This window comes from Arsenicibacter sp. R0_47, assembly GCF_057652235.1.
In genome coordinates, this window is record NZ_JBYFCJ010000001.1 from 1 (window position 1) to 16,364 (window position 16,364).

The window sequence follows — 16,364 nt, forward strand, 5'->3', positions numbered from 1 at the left end:
AAAAGCCCTGAACAGTTTGAGCAGGAGTATTATACTAAACTTGCAAGTTCAGTGTGCCGCTAAACCGGACCACCTCAGAGCTACGGATAAGTAACAAAGGCAATACAATTGGTAAGGTAGTCATCAAAGGTGGTGACATAAAAAAACTTACGCTGGAAGGAACGTTCAAGGAGTGCATTATTGAAGGTGTAAATGTTGCGGTATGCATAGACATCAAGGCCCAATACGAGCAGATGATTGTAAAAGGTAAAAGCGAAGACGCTGTTGCAGGAGACAAGAGTAAAGAGGTATATATTACTTCCTTGGCCGTAAATGCGTACAATCAAACCAATAAAGGTTCTTTGGTGATAAGCCAGGCAAATATTGGCACGTTAAAGTTCAGCGGAGTCCATAATGGTAACACAACCATTCGACATACAACGACAGCCACAGGCTGCTTTTCAGACTTTACGAATAGCGGCGAAATTAGATTGCATAACGTCCGAATTGAAAAGAACTTCTTGATTCGTGAAACAGTATTGGGCAAGACAGACCTCACTAGCGTATATATGGATCGCGCTAAAGCAGAGATTACTCTAAGTAATATCTCTGAAATTACCCTGATCAATACAAAATTCCCAGATGACATAAGTAGCTTTATGTCTGATACTTACGATTTAAGAGGCGTCCAGGAAGCATATAGGCAGTTAAAAATGGCTGCCAACAAGCAGTCTAATAAGATTGACGAGCTTAGGTATGAAGCCTTAGAGATGGATGCCTACAAAGCCGATAATAACCAAAAGAAAAGCATCTCTGAAAGATTCATTCTTTATACAAATGCATGGTCAAATCAGCATGGTCAAGACTGGCTTCTTGCCTTATTGTGGCTTGGATTAACAACAAGAGTCAGCTATCTGCTGATTAAATTATTGTTGGGATGGAGCATCAAATTCCATCTTCCACATGTCGATGACTTTATTACATACTTGGAGTTTACATTTAATCCATTACATGAATTCAAAGGCATATTTGGTGAAAATAATATAAGTCCGAATGTTCCTTGGGCGCGCCTGATAGACCTTATTTCTAAATCACTAGCCGCCTACTTGTTGTTTCAGTTAGTAAAGGCATTCAGAAAATATGTTAAGGAAGCATAAGTAATATTGTGAGTGGCTCCACAAAAAAACGGTGCTGATTGCTCTGCCCCGCAATTGTAACCAGCGAATGAAATACTTACGCTGCCCGGCTGGTAAAATAATCCATCACTTCATTCGGGTGAACTTCCAGCACGTTGGCCAGCACCAGTAGCACCAGGGTCCGGGAGGCTATCTTGCGCGAAATACCGGCAACGGAAGCAAACAGGTCCACCGTTATCCGGTCGTGCTCCCCCAGATGCTTCATCAGCATGCGCTCCTTGTCGCCGTAACTGAACCGGATATTACGGGCGTCCCGTTCACCTTTCAGAATTTCGCGTACTTCTTTACTGGCCTGCACTGATTTATCATCGACGCGTACATAGGCTTTTTTTTCTTCGGGTTTCTGAGGGTCAGGCACAATGTAGTGAGGCCGTGACGGGCTGCGCGGCACCCGGAACATCAGCACCTCCCGTTCGCCGGGAATACTGATGCGCTCCAGCGTATAGGCGATCGCCGGGAAGCAAAATTTTTCGAGAGCCCGTACCAGCAGGTACTCATCCTCATCAGCATATTTAAGGCCTTGCACTGACTTATCATCGCCTACGCCAATGAGCAGAATGCCACCTTCCGTATTGGCAAAGGCCACCATTTCACGAATAATCTTCTCGGGGTGGTTGGATTTGAGCTTAAACTCCAGCTGGCTGCCCTCCCCATGTCTAACCAAATCCTTGAGTGCCCGGTAGTCCATAGATGGCTTACAAAATAGTGTGAGCACTGATTAAAGATAAATAAGCTATAGCCTATTAACGCAATAGCCAAATAAAGGTTGTATGCCGTAATTGTCAAAGCATCAAAACCAGAAAAAGGAGCATTTGCTAACTTTTCCCTAACACAATTAGTTATTAGTTTGTCGGCTGCTGCTATTTCTGTTGCTGCCCGAATCAGTATCAACCCAAATCATTGTACTTTTATACAATAATAACACAAAAATGCTGCTAAACGTTGCTCTCGTTATTGGTACATTTCTGTTCATGGAAGGCGTAGCCTGGTTTACGCATAAGTACATTATGCACGGCTGGCTCTGGAGCTGGCACCGGGATCACCATAATCATCATAAAGGATTCTTTGAGTGGAACGACTTATTTGCTGTCGTTTTCAGTGCGGTTGCCATCACACTGATTGTTGTCGGTATCGAAGTACCCTCGCTGAATTACCTGACCTGGCTTGGTGCCGGTGTGACGCTTTACGGGGCATTTTATTTCATTTTCCACGATGTTATTGTCCACCAACGCGTTAAATTAAAGCACAAATTCCAAAGCCGGTATATGAAGCGGATTATCCGGGCACACTACATCCATCATAAAGTGCATACAAAAGAAGGCGCTCAGGCGTTCGGCTTTTTATATGCGCCTAAGCGGTATGATGTGCCGGTGAAAACCGCCAAGGCCGATCAATCCTTATCATGAATCGCGTAAAGCACCTTAACCGTCTTCGTTCAGAATCATTTGACATTTGTATAATCGGTGCGGGTGCAACCGGTGCGGGCTGTGCGCTCGATGCGGCTTCGCGCGGCCTGAAAACGGCCCTGATTGATCAGGGGGATTTTTGTTCTGTAACGTCGGGGACCTCCACCAAGTTGGTTCATGGCGGGGTGCGCTACCTGGAACAAGCCTTTAAAAAGCTGGACCCTAAACAGCTTTCGCTGGTCCGGAAGGCCCTTCATGAGCGTATGACGCTGCTGAAGATTGCCCCGCATCTGGCCCACCCCCTGGCACTGCTTACCCCCTGCAAAACCTGGTTCGATGGCATGTATTATTCCATCGGCCTGAAACTTTATGATTTACTGGCAGGAAACCGCCAGCTGAAGTCCAGCCGCTGGTTATCCAAACAGGAAGCAATTGCCCACTTTCCGGCATTTAATCCATCCAGACTGCATAGTGCAGTACTGTATTACGACGGTCAGTTTGATGATACACGACTGAATCTCGCGCTTGTGCAGACAGCCGCGCAACAGGGCGCTGCCGTCGCCAATTACCTGAAAGCGGTCCGTTTCCGGAAAGATGATGCCGGTAAACTAACGGCTGTTGAGGTGCTGGATACGCTGACCGGCGAAACCTTTACGATCCGTGCATCCGTTTTTGTCAATGCGACCGGTACAAGGGCGGATGAACTGCGCAAGGATGCCACTCCGTCAAAGGGACTGCGCATGCGTGCCAGTAAAGGTGCACACGTAGTCATGCCGATGTCGGCCGTTGGCAAGGCGCAGGCCGCCTTACTGGTGCCGTCGACATCTGACGGGCGGGTGCTGTTTGCCATCCCGTGGCGCGGACACTACCTTATCGGTACCACCGACACGGAAGCGGCTCCGGAAGACAACCCGCATCTGGTGCCGGAAGAAGCGGCTTACCTGACTGAGCACGTGAACCAGTACCTGATCAGCCCGCTCTCGACGAATCAGATTACCGGCGGCTTTGCCGGCCTTCGTCCGTTGCTGCAACCAGACCATGATAATGCCTCGACCGAAAGCCGGAGTGTTGTGCGTGATCATGAGGTTGAAGTAGACCAAACCTCCGGTCTGATCAGTATCATGGGCGGCAAGTGGACCACCTACCGGCTTATGGCCGAAGAAACCATAGATACCTGCTGCCGGCATCTGGAACGTCCGCTGACCGGTAAAACCGAAACGCTGGCGGTTACTGGCGGCGAAGGATTTACCCCGGAATTTCAGGCAGCTTTCCGCCGTGAATTTGCGGAGCTGCCCGCCGACACGATAGAACATCTCCTGTTTACTTACGGTACCAACGCGCCCGTGATCGCCCGGCTCGCCGGAACGCAGCCCGGCTATGCTCAACCGCTTGCCGAAGGGCATCCGTTTATCAAAGCAGAAGTAATGTATGCACTGGAGGAGGAAATGGCCCAAACGCCGGCGGATGTGCTGATGCGGCGGATCAGGCTAGGGCTTGTCGACTGGCAGGCGACACTGACGGCTATTCAACCGGTGAGCGAACTGATGGGAGCTTATCTGAACTGGACAACAGAAGACCGGCAAACGGCCGCAGAAGCCTTCAGAAACGACATTCTCGCACTTGCCGGACAGGCCGGTGTTCAACTGCGTACAAAAGAAAAGGCATAGCCGGTTAAGCTATGCCTTTTGCTGTGACTTTGGCTGGACTAGTACTCATCTTCATTGAAGAAGAAGTCGTCTTTTGTCGGATAATCAGGCCAAATTTCTTCAATGCTTTCGTAAGGTTGTCCGTCGTCTTCGAGTTCCTGCAGGTTTTCAACAACTTCGAGTGGGGCCCCTGAGCGGATTGAATAATCGATCAGTTCATCTTTTGTTGCCGGCCACGGCGCGTCTTCCAAGTACGATGCTAGTTCAAGAGTCCAGTACATAGTAATTGTTCGTTTAGTCTCTAAATTTATAAGGCTGCAAAAGTAAAAAAAATTACATATCCAAGTTCTTTTTTTAAAAAATCTTGCATGATGCAATCAAACTATTTTTAACGCCATTAACAAGGCTATACCTGAATTGTTTAGCCACTTTTTATGAGATGTTATTTTATTGTCCTTTTACTTTTATAGCAGACACAGATAACCGGCTGAAAATGGTTTTGTTATTGCAATTTCGGGTTGTCCAGATGGCGGGTTTTGTCCCGGATGTTTTTCTTTTCCAGATTTTTCGCAAAGGCGTCCGTTAAATCGACGCCGGTCTGGTTGGCCAGACAAATCAGCACCCACAGCACATCGGCCATTTCGTCGCCCAGATCGCGGTTTTTATCTGATTCCTTCTCTGACTGCTCGCCATAGCGACGGGCTATTATGCGCGCTAATTCACCAACTTCCTCCGTCAGGATAGCCATATTGGTAAGCTCATTAAAATAGCGGACGCCAACCGTTTTTATCCAGTGGTCAACAATCTCCTGTGATTCGCGAATTGTCATGCGTAAATGATGATCTTGCTGAAAAAAAACAGGCGGCTTTTCCGGAGAAAGAGCCGCCTGATGCTTTAAGAAAAACGGCTAATTAATAGCCCATATCGGTTAATTCCTTCTGAAATTCCACCAGAATGGTTTCTTTCATAGCAATTTTACGTTTCTGCGTATTTATTTTATTCAGAATCTGTTTGTCTTCCAGCTTATTCGGATCAAGATGTTCGGCATCCTGAAGGGCAAACTGCAGATCGCTTTTTTCACGGCGGACGAGGTATTCCATTTCGCGGATTTTGGTCCGGAGCTGTTCAGCCACACTTTTCAGCTGGAAAGCAGGATACTTCCGTGACAGAACACGGCCCAGGTAGCTTAGCTCGAAAATCTTATCACAAGACGACCGGAAACGCTCGTTCAGCTGACGATCCTGATTCTTTGGCGGAATCTTGATTTCTTTCCAGCTATTGAGCAGCACTTTCGCGCGTTCGGCAGCGGCAAAGATGTCGGTTGCTTTTGCGAGACGCTCCGCTTCTTCCACCATGCGCGTCTGTGCTTCGATACGCGGATCAACCCGTTTCTGAATAACAATGCCCTTAGCATCATTGTAGCGGGTATACACCATCGTTGTAGCTTTCTTAAACTGCTTGTACAGCTTACCGCTTTTCTTGATAGGTACTTCGCCAATCAGCTTCCAGGCATTCTGCAATTGCCGGACTTCCCGATAGGCAGCATCGATATCCTGATTCCGGTTTGCCCGGAAAGCCAGCCGGATCAGATGGTCATACTGATCCAGACGTTCCTGAATAATCTTGTTCTGCTCATTGAAGAATTCACGGCGACGCTGGAAGAAGTTATCGAGCAACTCCTGGAAACGGCCTTCCACCTCAGCATCCAGTTCTTTATCGACCGGGCCGGTTTTGATCCATTTCTGTTTAATGTCCTGCAACTTATCAGCCGTATCTTTCCAGTCGTCGCTGGCTGCTAATGGCTCGGTTTCGCCGAGCAGAGCCCGCTTGATCTCAAGATTCTTGAGCTGATTCGTCCGGATGAGTTCCGTCAGATACGTCTCCTGCGCATCGAGCCGCTCAAGCAGCGGCACAAAGTCACCGATGGCATCAAAGCCGATCAGTTTTTTCCGAAGTTGCACCAACTTAGTCAGGTAAGAGCCTTTGTTCTGAGCCTCATCAATCTCCTGCTCTAATTGGTTAACCTTGTTTTGAGCAATAATGAAGCGGTTCTTAAAATAGTCGAGCGCTTCCTGCTCAGTTCGTTTCACTTCGCCAATCTGGCGGTCTGGATAGTCGAGGTAGCCCTTTAAAAATACCTTTCCGTCTTTGACGTAACCGTATTCGTCTACCAATGAAGCGGTTTCCATTATTTAACCTCAGTTAAGGCTGAGCATTGGGTTTATTTATAGATATTTGCCACCACAAAATTACGTACAAATAATGAGCCAAGAAACCATTATATTTTCGATGGCGGGTGTCAGTAAAATTATTCCGCCCAACCGACAAATCCTAAAGAATATATACCTTTCCTTCTTTTACGGCGCAAAAATCGGCGTTTTGGGCCTGAATGGCTCCGGAAAGTCCACGTTGCTGCGCATTATCGCCGGTGTCGACAAAAATTACAACGGAGAGGTCGTTTTCTCTCCGGGATACTCTGTCGGTTTGCTGGAACAGGAGCCACAGCTGGATCCGGCCAAAACGGTAAAGGAAGTAGTTGAAGAAGGGGTACAGCAAATCGTTGACTTATTAAAAGAATTCGATCAGATCAACGAGGCATTCGGCGATCCTGACGCGGACTTTGACAAGCTGATTGCCCGTCAGTCGGAGGTACAGGAGAAACTGGACCACTACAACGCCTGGGAACTGGACACACGCCTGGAGCGCGCCATGGATGCCCTGCGGACGCCGCCGTCGGACGCCCTCATCGCGAACCTCTCGGGAGGTGAAAAACGCCGGGTAGCGCTGTGCCGCCTGCTGTTGCAGGAACCGGACGTACTGCTGCTCGATGAACCAACCAACCACCTCGATGCCGAATCGGTATTGTGGCTGGAAGAACACCTGCGCCAGTATAAAGGAACGGTTATCGCCGTTACCCACGACCGGTATTTCCTGGACAACGTAGCCGGCTGGATTCTGGAACTTGACCGGGGCGAAGGTATCCCGTGGAAAGGTAACTACTCGTCGTGGCTGGAGCAGAAGCAAAACCGGCTGGCCAAAGAAGAGAAATCGGAATCGAAGCGTCAGAAAACCTTACAGCGCGAGCTGGAATGGGTTCGCATGGCTCCGAAAGCGCGTCAGGCTAAATCGAAGGCCCGTCTGGGTGCCTACGAAAAACTGATGAGTGAAGAAACGCGTCAGAAGGAAGAAAAACTCGAAATCTTTATTCCGGCGGGGCCGCGTCTGGGCACTAAGGTCATCGAAGCCCACGGCGTGTCGAAAGCCTTCGGCGACCGGATCCTGTTCGAAAACCTTGACTTCGCACTGCCTCAGGGCGGAATCGTCGGGATTATCGGGCCAAACGGGGCTGGTAAAACAACGTTGTTCCGCCTCATTACCGGTCAGGAAAAACCGGATACCGGCACCTTCGACGTTGGTGAAACCGTACAGTGGGCCTACGTTGACCAGAGCCACGACAACCTTGATGGGGTTAAATCTGTTTATGAGACCATCTCAGGCGGTAATGACTGGATTATGCTCGGCGGCAAGCAGGCCAATGCCCGGGCTTATGTCAGCCGGTTTAACTTTGCCGGTGCCGATCAGGAAAAGAAAATCGGTACACTGTCGGGCGGGGAGCGCAACCGCGTACACCTGGCCATGACGCTGAAAGAAGGCGCTAACCTGCTGCTGCTTGATGAACCAACCAACGACCTTGACGTAAACACCCTGCGGGCCCTTGAAGAAGGTCTGGAAAACTTTGCGGGCTGTGCGGTAGTTATCTCTCACGACCGTTGGTTCCTCGACCGGATTGCTACACACATCCTGGCATTCGAAGGTGATTCGCAGGTATACTGGTTTGAAGGAAACTTCTCGGAATACGAAGAAAACCGCCGGAAACGACTCGGTTCAGATGCAACCCCGAAACGCATCAAATACAAAAAACTCGGTTAATCAGACAGTACCATGTTTATGAACGACGTCGACTTCCAGCTGTTGATTGCCAGTGTAAAGGATTACGGCATTTTTATGCTGGATCCGACAGGGCTCATTTCCAGCTGGAACGAAGGCGCGCGGCGGATCAATGGGTATGAAGAAGCAGAAATTCTGGGAAAACATTTTTCTGTTTTCTATACGCAGGAAGACCTTGATTCCGGAAAACCACCCTTTGAACTGGAACATGCGATCCGGACCGGAAAGTATGAAGAAGAAGGGTGGCGGGTTCGTAAAGATGGTACACATTTCTGGGCAAACGTGGTCATCACGGCGCTGTTTGACCAGCATAACCGGCATGTAGGCTTTGCCAAAGTCACCCGCGATCTGACGGAACGCAGGCTGGCCGAGCAAGCCCTCCGGGAAAGTGAGGAACGATATCGGCAGCAGTCAATCGAATTGAGTGCTGCCAATATCGAACTCAAAAAAACGAATCAGGAACTGGAATCGTTTGCCTACGTTGCCTCTCACGATCTGCAGGAACCTCTTCGTAAAATTCAGGCTTTTGGTGATTTACTAAAAACACAACAGGCCGCCTATCTCACCGAATCAGGTAAGGATTTGCTTGACCGGATGCAGACCTCTACAGGGCGGATGCAGGCACTGATCAGAGATTTACTGACGTATTCACAGGTGAATAACGCCCGTCAGCCCTTTGAGCCGGTCAGCCTCAGCGATATCATCAATGACGTTATCAACGATCTTGATGATATCATTCAGGAAAAACAGGCACAGGTGGTTTCAGACCCGTTGCCGGATATCACGGGCAGCCGCTTTCAGTTGCAGCAGCTTTTCCAGAATCTGTTGTCAAATGCCCTCAAGTTTCAGCCTGCCGGCAACCAGCCTGTCATCCGGATTACAGCCGTATCGTCGGAATCAGGCCTTACAATCCAGGTTATTGATAACGGCATTGGCTTCGATAGCCGGTTTAAAGACCAGATCTTTAAAATGTTCCAGCGGCTAAATGCCACAAACCAGTTTAAGGGTACCGGTATCGGACTGGCCATCTGCAAGCGGGTTGTTGAGAACCACGGCGGCACGATCACGGTCGACAGTATTTTAGACCAGGGCACCACATTTACCATCTTTCTGCCATCCTCCCGCGAATAGTTCTGCCAGATTACCCGTTAAAATCAGTCCGTCTGTCCTTGTAAGGCATTATCTTTGCCCCGATAACCTGACGATCTGACTAATGACGCATTTTGGGTATTTCAATGGCACTGTGCTCCCCGCCGATCAAATTGGTGTCGGGGTAACGGATCTGAGCCTGCTTCGCGGCTACGGCCTATTCGACTATTTTCTGACGTACAACGGCCGCCCGTTTCAGTGGGACTGGTACTGGGAACGCTTTGCCAACTCTGCCATGCGCATGCACCTGCCTTTGCCTGTTACGAAGGAAGAAGGCTATCAGATTGTCATGGACCTGATCGAACGCAGCGGTCAGCCGGATGTGGCGCTCCGGTTTGTGATGACCGGCGGCTATACACCCGATAGTATCACGATCCGCAAGCCGAACCTGCTCATTATGTCGGAGGACATTCACCCGACGGCTCCGCAGCAGTATGCAGATGGTGTCCGGGTGATTCTGGACGAGTATGTCCGCGAAATGGCCGAGGTGAAAAGCACTGATTACAAGCGGCTGATTCTGCTGGCCGACGAAATCCGGGCGGCTGGTGCGCAGGATGTGTTGTTCTGCAAGGATGGTGAGATCAGTGAGCTGAGCCGTAGCAACTTTTTTATTGTAAAAGGCGAAAAGCTCATTACACCCGACCGCCATATTCTGCGGGGAATTACCCGCCGGACGGTATTGCAGCTGGCCCGTACTGCTTTTCAGATTGAAGAGCGCCCCGTACTGCTATCGGAATTATATGATGCTGACGAGGCCTTTACCACCAGTTCGACCAAGAAGGTGCTGCCGATTGTTCAGGTGGGTGACCTGACAATAGCCGACGGCAAGCCCGGCCCGAAATCGGCCTGGCTGCTGAGCCAGTTCAACGAGCTGGTGGCCAAGTGGTAATTTGGCTTTTTAATTCGTTCTCTATACTTTTGCGCTATGTTTATCTCCAAAAAAATCCGTCATCATCGTCATCTTGCATGCTAATGCAGGCAGGACGGATTGTTTTTGTCGTTAACCGAAGATTTAACTACGAACACGATATAACACGACGCCCGATTCTGCCGAAGAGTCGGGCGTTTGCTTTTTCATGAAAACCGTTATCATTAAATACAATGCGGGTAATGTGCAGTCGGTGATGTATGCCCTCGACCGGATCGGGGCCAGCTACCTGCTCACCGACGATGAGGCAGACATCCGCTCGGCCGATAAAGTCATCTTTCCCGGTGTCGGGGAGGCCAGTACGGCCATGGCCTATCTGCGGGCACGGGGCCTCGACCAGCTCATTCCGTCGCTGAAACAACCGGTGCTTGGTACCTGTGTGGGCATGCAGCTGCTGTGTCGCTATTCGGAAGAAAACGACACGACCTGCATGGGGGTGTTCGACGTAGATGTACGCCGATTTCCGGGCAATCTGGGTCTGAAAGTGCCGCATGTCGGCTGGAACAACATCAACGATCTGAAAGGACCGCTTACCGAAGGCCTGCCCGAAAGCGCCTTTATGTATTTCGTCCACAGCTACTGCGCCGATGTCTGTGACGATACCGTGGCTACCTGCGATTATGGCCGGCCGTTCAGCGCTATGCTGCAGAAGGATAATTTTTACGCCGCCCAGTTTCACGCCGAAATCAGCGGCAACGTCGGCCAGCGCATTTTAGAGAACTTCCTGAAATTATAACCCTGTCCGGAACACCGTTCCGGCCTACCGATTATGTACATTATTCCGGCTATCGACCTGATCGAAGGCAAAGCCGTCCGGCTGACGCAGGGCGACTACAACCAGAAAAAAGAATACAATGCCCGCCCCCTCGAAGTGGCCCAACAGTTTGAAGACGCCGGTCTGACCCGCCTGCACCTGGTCGACCTCGACGGGGCAAAGGAAAAGCGGGTTATCAACTGGAAAGTGCTCGAAACCATCGCTACCAAAACAAAGCTCCATATCGATTTCGGCGGCGGCGTTCAGTCTGAGGACGACCTGCGGATTGTGTTCAACAGCGGCGCGAAACAGGTTACCGGTGGCAGCATCGCCGTTAAAAAGCCCGACCTGTTTGAACAGTGGCTGAAAGAATACGGTGCCGAAGCCATCATTCTGGGTGCCGATGCCCGTAACGAAAAAATTGCTGTCAGCGGCTGGGAAGAGGCCACCGAAGTCTGGGTGTACGACTTTGTGGAGCAGTGGATGGAAAAAGGCGCCCGCTACGTGATCAGTACCGATGTCGCCAAAGACGGGTTGTTGCAGGGACCGTCGTTCGATCTGTACAAAAACCTACAAGAACGGGGCAAAGCCCTGCAAATTATTGCGAGCGGTGGCGTCAGCAATATGGACGACATCGAAAAGCTGGCGGAAATGAACCTGTTCGGGGTTATCGTTGGCAAAGCCATTTACGAAGGCCGGGTTACGTTGAAACAACTGATGCAGTTCACTAACCCTTAATCTGGCAGGCGATGGACAATGCGTATACAATCAGTACCGATAAATCACGGCTGAACCGCCCGCTGATTCACCGGTTTCTGAGTCAGGATTCATATTGGGCGCAGAATATTCCGATGGATATTGTCGAACGGGCTATTCAGGGTGCCTTGTGCTTCGGCATCTATCATGGTGATGAGCAGGTTGGTTACGCCCGGGTGATTACCGACGAGGCTACGTTTGCGTACCTGTCTGACGTCTTCGTCGTTCCAGAACACCGCGGTAAAGGCCTCTCAAAATACCTGATGGAAACCATTTCCAGCTGGCCGACCCTACAGGGGCTGCGCCGGTGGGTACTGGCCACGCGCGATGCCCACACACTATATGCGCAGTTCGGCTTTACTGAATTAGATCACCCCGAATGGTTTATGCAACGTAAACTGATCGAGAAATATTAACCCCATGCTGACGAAACGAATCATTCCCTGTCTGGATATAAAGGACGGACGAACCGTTAAAGGTACCAATTTCGTAAACCTGCGTGACGCCGGTGACCCCGTCGAACTGGGAGCCATCTACGCGCAGCAAGGGGCCGATGAGCTGGTTTTTCTGGACATTACCGCTACCGTCGACGAGCGGAAGACGCTGATTGATCTGGTCCGGAAAGTGGCCCACGCGGTGAATATTCCGTTTACGGTCGGCGGCGGCATTTCGTCGGTAGCCGACGTATCGGCGCTGCTGAATGCCGGTGCCGATAAGGTATCGATCAACTCCTCGGCCGTCCGCAATCCTGATCTCATCAACGAACTGGCGCTCGAATTCGGCAGTCAGTGTATTGTTGTCGCTATTGATACCCGGTATATCCGTGTAGAGCTGGGAGCAGAGGGCTTAGGGCAAGGTGAAACTGCTCCCGGCTCCGCGCTCTCAGCTCTTAACGCTACGCCCTCAGCCCTCAGCCCTCAGCTCTTCGACCACATCGTGCACACGCACGGCGGACGGAAGCCCACCGCTTTGCGCACCATTGCGTGGGCCAAAGAAGTAGAAGACCGCGGAGCCGGTGAAATCCTGCTGACGTCGATGGATACCGACGGAACCAAGGCCGGTTTCGCCCTTGACCTGACGGCCCGCATCTCGGCAGCGGCCAATATTCCGGTTATTGCTTCGGGCGGTGCCGGCTCGATGGACCACTTTGTGGATGTCTTTACAACCGGCAAAGCCGATGCCGGACTGGCAGCCAGCATTTTCCACTTTAAGGAAATTGATATTCCGGAGCTGAAAGGGTATCTGGACCGGCAGGGTATCCCGATGCGGCTGACGCTGTAACGCCTTTTGTGCCGTCCGACCTGTCGGGCGGCACAAAGATTTCCCATTTTTATCCTACCAAACAGCGATTAATTTCTATATTGAGCCAGTTTTAGCATTAACCCTTTTCCGGTAAACATGGCTTCTTATATCGCTGCGATTGACCAGGGAACAACCAGTACCCGCTGCATTATTTTTGACCGGCAGGGTAACATTGTTTCGGTCGGCCAAAAAGAGCATAAACAAATTTATCCGCAGCCAGGCTGGGTTGAACACGACCCCGACGAAATCTGGCAGAATACCCTTGAAGTTGTTGCGCTTTCCCGCATTAACGCCCGCATTCAAACCAGTGACATTGCTGCCATCGGTATTACCAACCAGCGCGAAACAACCGTTGTCTGGAACCGGCGGACGGGCAAACCCTATTACAATGCCCTTGTCTGGCAGGATACCCGCACCGGCGATCTGGTGAATCAGTTTGCGCAGCATGAACTGGGTCAGGATCGTTTCCGCGAAAAAACCGGTCTTCCGCTGGCAACGTATTTCAGCAGCCTGAAACTGAAATGGTTGCTGGACAATGTGCCGGAACTACGCGAAGATGCCGAACGCGGTTATGCCCTTTTCGGCACCATGGACACCTTTGTGATGTGGCACCTCACCGGTGGCCGCTACAACGGCCAGCACATTACCGATGTGACCAATGCGAGCCGTACACAGCTGATGAACCTGAAAACCCTTGACTGGGATGAGGAACTGCTTGAAGCGTTTGACATTCCCCGTGCGATGCTGCCGAAAATCCGGCCCAGCAGTGAGGTCTATGGTACGGTGGCCTCAGAGGTAATGCCGGGCGTACCGGTGGCCGGTATTCTGGGCGATCAGCAGGCGGCGCTCGTCGGGCAGACCTGTTTTGAACCGGGACAGGCCAAGAATACGTACGGTACCGGCTGCTTTCTGCTCATGAACACCGGTACGACGCTCCGTAAATCCACCTGCGGTCTGCTGACCACGGTGGCCTATCAGTTTGGCAATCAGCCGGTCAACTATGCATTGGAAGGCAGCGTGGCCATTACCGGTGCACTGGTTCAGTGGCTCCGCGACAACCTCGGCATTATTGAAAAGAGTTCGGATATTGAATCGCTGGCGCTGACGGTGGAGGACAACGGCGGTGCCTACTTCGTACCGGCGTTCTCAGGCCTGTATGCTCCGTACTGGAAAGCCGATGCCCGCGGGGTTGTGGCCGGTCTAACGCGTTTTGTCAACAAAGGGCATATTGCCCGTGCCGTACTGGAAGCAACTGCTTATCAGACCCTGGACGTGGTGAAAGCGATGGAGAAAGATGCTGATATTGAGCTGAGTTCACTGCGTGTTGACGGCGGCATGACGATTAATGAGCTCTTGATGCAGTTCCAGGCCAATATGCTCAACACCCCCGTCGTACGCCCGAAAGTAACCGAAACAACGGCCCTTGGTGCTGCCTATGCGGCTGGTTTAGCGGTCGGTTACTGGAGCAATTTTGACGATTTACGCCAGAACTGGGGAATCGACCATACCTTCGAACCGCAACTGAGCGAAGACGACCGCAACCGGCTGTATCGTGGCTGGCAGAAAGCCGTTGAGCGCTCTTTTGGCTGGGAGTCATAGAATCCATTCAGTGGTGGCACGACTGAGAGTCGTGCCACCACTAATCAATAATCAGCCTAGCTTCGGCTCCAGCCATAGCGCCGTCAGACATCCCAAAAACAGGACCAGCCATACCCACGTTGGCACACGGACTTCGCGCCAGTGCGTATGATCACCCACAGCGGTCGTCAGCTGATTTGCCGTCTGCGCCAGCGCGTAGGCCTGTACCTGCTGCGTTTGCTGCCATGCGCCTTTGCCTTCCACGTACACATCAACCGAATCCTGCACCGAAGTCCAGCCTGCTTTGCTGAACACATACGTCGCCTCGCCCGACAGCGGGTTAATCGGCGAATACCGGACCCGTGCAGTGTCTCCGGCAACCCGCAGCGCAGCAGGTTTCACGGTCCAGTTATTGAGCTGAATCCGGTTTCCGAGGCCGCTGATCACCGGCCCGTCTACCAGAATACTGTTTTTATCGGCAGGCTGCAGCGGGGCCAGTATCGCGGTCCAGAGCTTGCTGTAGGCCAGGCTATCACCACTTAGCTTTAGCGGAAACGTTTCGGCCAGCAGGCTAACGGCCACATTGGTCTGCCCATACTGCACAGCTACCGGAACGCCCGTCACCGGCTGCTGGTGCAACGCATCGGCAAACGAAAACGGCAGCGCATTAAGCCCCGACGCCACCACGACATGATCTTCGTTGGAAATCCGGCGCAGTGCCCAGTTGCTGCCCGTCGCCTGATTAATGGCCCGGATATCGGTATCGGGGTTTGCCAGATTCAGGAACAGGACCGGCTTTCCCTGACTGACGGCTTTTTTAACCACGGCATTCTGCCCGTTATCGGCGTCGGTAATGATGATATCCGGTATGGCACCACTTTTTTTGTTGATGGCTATGCTGGTTTGCAAATCCTTAGACACTGTACTGGTCAGTAATACTGAATTCCCTTGCTGTCCCAGCCAGTCGGCGAGGGTTTTGGTTTCGAAATCAGGGCTTCCGAGCACAAACTGATACGTCAGTTTTTTAGCTGGCCGGGTAAAATAACGGAGCGTATCCAGCGCCTCACCGTTCAGCACCAGCACCGCTTCTGAGCGACCGGCCGCAAACGCCGGAAACCGGAGCCGGAAGGCATTCGTACCCGCCGTTACCGCTACGCTATCCAGTACCTGCGCCCCAAATACCAGTTTCAGCCAGCCTTTTTCAGCGGCCTGCAAACGGCCGGTTACCTGCTGTAACTCACCGCGCCGGACAATTTCTTTCCACTGAAGGGCCTGAATCGCATCCGGCTGAAAGTACGGTATCCACTGCACAAACGTAGCGCTCAGCTGGCTCAGCAAACTGGCCGGTACCTGCTGACCCACCAGCGTAACGGTTTCAAACTGGCCTTTAAAATCGTCGGCGTGAAAGCTTTCTGCTATTTTCAGACTGTCTTTCAACCGGTTAATGTAGTCGCGGGGGACGTTTCCGGCGGCAACAATGGCTTGCTTACTATCAACGGTCACCCGCCAGCGGGGTTGCCAGATATACCCTGCGACAATAAGCCAGAGCAGGACGTTCAGGGACAGCCGGAGCAGTTTCCGGCCGGTCGTCAGGGTGGTATTACGAAGGAGTAAACCAACCTGTATGCCCAATAGGATCAGCAGCAAACCGCCAATTATCCATGAGGTTGGTTCTGACCAGTTAAGGTTCATGACAAAGCGTTATTTGAGGGCCGGACTGGT

Annotated in this window: 16 protein-coding genes; 11 read left to right on the forward strand and 5 right to left on the reverse strand. The window is 51.4% G+C overall.

What is annotated here, in order from left to right; genetic code table 11:
• The first annotated feature begins 53 nt into the window (after positions 1-53).
• Positions 54-1,136, forward strand: coding sequence for a hypothetical protein (locus tag AC23NW_RS00005; protein ID WP_487446874.1), 1,083 nt, complete (start codon positions 54-56; stop codon positions 1,134-1,136).
• Positions 1,137-1,212: 76 nt separating this feature from the next.
• Here the strand turns inward: AC23NW_RS00005 and AC23NW_RS00010 are convergent, their stop codons facing one another.
• Positions 1,213-1,863, reverse strand: coding sequence for an AlbA family DNA-binding domain-containing protein (locus AC23NW_RS00010; RefSeq protein WP_487446875.1), 651 nt, complete (start codon positions 1,861-1,863; stop codon positions 1,213-1,215).
• 241 nt (positions 1,864-2,104) lie between these two features.
• On the opposite strand from AC23NW_RS00010, the gene AC23NW_RS00015 reads away from it, so the two are divergent.
• On the forward strand, positions 2,105-2,581 hold the full coding sequence (locus AC23NW_RS00015) for a sterol desaturase family protein (protein WP_487446876.1): 477 nt from the start codon (positions 2,105-2,107) through the stop codon (positions 2,579-2,581).
• Positions 2,578-4,248, forward strand: coding sequence for a glycerol-3-phosphate dehydrogenase/oxidase (locus AC23NW_RS00020; RefSeq protein WP_487446877.1), 1,671 nt, complete (start codon positions 2,578-2,580; stop codon positions 4,246-4,248). Before AC23NW_RS00015 ends, AC23NW_RS00020 begins: the two co-directional genes overlap by 4 nt.
• A gap of 38 nt (positions 4,249-4,286) precedes the next feature.
• Here AC23NW_RS00020 and AC23NW_RS00025 read toward each other — a convergent pair whose 3' ends face one another.
• The 3 genes from AC23NW_RS00025 to AC23NW_RS00035 form a co-directional block, all read right to left on the reverse strand.
• The gene (locus tag AC23NW_RS00025; protein ID WP_009284883.1) at positions 4,287-4,508 is read right to left on the reverse strand and encodes a DUF2795 domain-containing protein; all 222 of its coding nucleotides are present in this window, start codon (positions 4,506-4,508) and stop codon (positions 4,287-4,289) included.
• Between the two features lie 221 nt (positions 4,509-4,729).
• Complete coding sequence (locus AC23NW_RS00030; protein ID WP_487446879.1) at positions 4,730-5,056, reverse strand: nucleotide pyrophosphohydrolase; 327 nt, start codon at positions 5,054-5,056, stop codon at positions 4,730-4,732.
• An 82-nt stretch (positions 5,057-5,138) separates the two neighbouring features.
• Positions 5,139-6,416, reverse strand: coding sequence for a DUF349 domain-containing protein (locus tag AC23NW_RS00035; RefSeq protein ID WP_293838355.1), 1,278 nt, complete (start codon positions 6,414-6,416; stop codon positions 5,139-5,141).
• A gap of 73 nt (positions 6,417-6,489) precedes the next feature.
• Between AC23NW_RS00035 and ettA the strand changes: the two genes are divergently transcribed.
• The 8 genes from ettA to glpK all read left to right on the forward strand — a co-directional run bounded on the left by ettA (position 6,490) and on the right by glpK (position 14,663).
• Positions 6,490-8,157 (forward strand): energy-dependent translational throttle protein EttA, encoded by a 1,668-nt coding sequence (ettA, locus tag AC23NW_RS00040; RefSeq protein ID WP_487446881.1) that lies wholly within the window; start codon positions 6,490-6,492, stop codon positions 8,155-8,157.
• 18 nt (positions 8,158-8,175) lie between these two features.
• Positions 8,176-9,306: a sensor histidine kinase gene (locus tag AC23NW_RS00045; protein WP_487446882.1), complete on the forward strand. Its 1,131-nt coding sequence runs from the start codon at positions 8,176-8,178 to the stop codon at positions 9,304-9,306.
• Between the two features lie 82 nt (positions 9,307-9,388).
• A complete protein-coding gene (locus AC23NW_RS00050) occupies positions 9,389-10,213 on the forward strand; it encodes an aminotransferase class IV (RefSeq protein WP_487446883.1) in 825 nt (274 codons plus the stop codon).
• A 187-nt stretch (positions 10,214-10,400) separates the two neighbouring features.
• Positions 10,401-10,988 carry an imidazole glycerol phosphate synthase subunit HisH gene (gene hisH / locus AC23NW_RS00055; protein WP_487446884.1) on the forward strand — a complete coding sequence of 196 codons (588 nt, stop codon included), beginning with the start codon at positions 10,401-10,403 and terminating at the stop codon, positions 10,986-10,988.
• Positions 10,989-11,021: 33 nt separating this feature from the next.
• Positions 11,022-11,744 carry a 1-(5-phosphoribosyl)-5-[(5-phosphoribosylamino)methylideneamino]imidazole-4-carboxamide isomerase gene (hisA, locus tag AC23NW_RS00060; RefSeq protein ID WP_487446886.1) on the forward strand — a complete coding sequence of 241 codons (723 nt, stop codon included), beginning with the start codon at positions 11,022-11,024 and terminating at the stop codon, positions 11,742-11,744.
• An 11-nt stretch (positions 11,745-11,755) separates the two neighbouring features.
• The gene (locus AC23NW_RS00065) at positions 11,756-12,178 is read left to right on the forward strand and encodes a GNAT family N-acetyltransferase (protein ID WP_487446887.1); all 423 of its coding nucleotides are present in this window, start codon (positions 11,756-11,758) and stop codon (positions 12,176-12,178) included.
• A gap of 4 nt (positions 12,179-12,182) precedes the next feature.
• Positions 12,183-13,043 (forward strand): imidazole glycerol phosphate synthase subunit HisF, encoded by an 861-nt coding sequence (gene hisF / locus AC23NW_RS00070; protein WP_487446889.1) that lies wholly within the window; start codon positions 12,183-12,185, stop codon positions 13,041-13,043.
• Between the two features lie 117 nt (positions 13,044-13,160).
• Positions 13,161-14,663 (forward strand): glycerol kinase GlpK, encoded by a 1,503-nt coding sequence (gene glpK, locus AC23NW_RS00075; RefSeq protein ID WP_487446891.1) that lies wholly within the window; start codon positions 13,161-13,163, stop codon positions 14,661-14,663.
• A 51-nt stretch (positions 14,664-14,714) separates the two neighbouring features.
• Here the strand turns inward: glpK and AC23NW_RS00080 are convergent, their stop codons facing one another.
• Positions 14,715-16,334: a hypothetical protein gene (locus AC23NW_RS00080; protein WP_487446892.1), complete on the reverse strand. Its 1,620-nt coding sequence runs from the start codon at positions 16,332-16,334 to the stop codon at positions 14,715-14,717.
• Between the last annotated feature and the right edge of the window lie 30 nt (positions 16,335-16,364).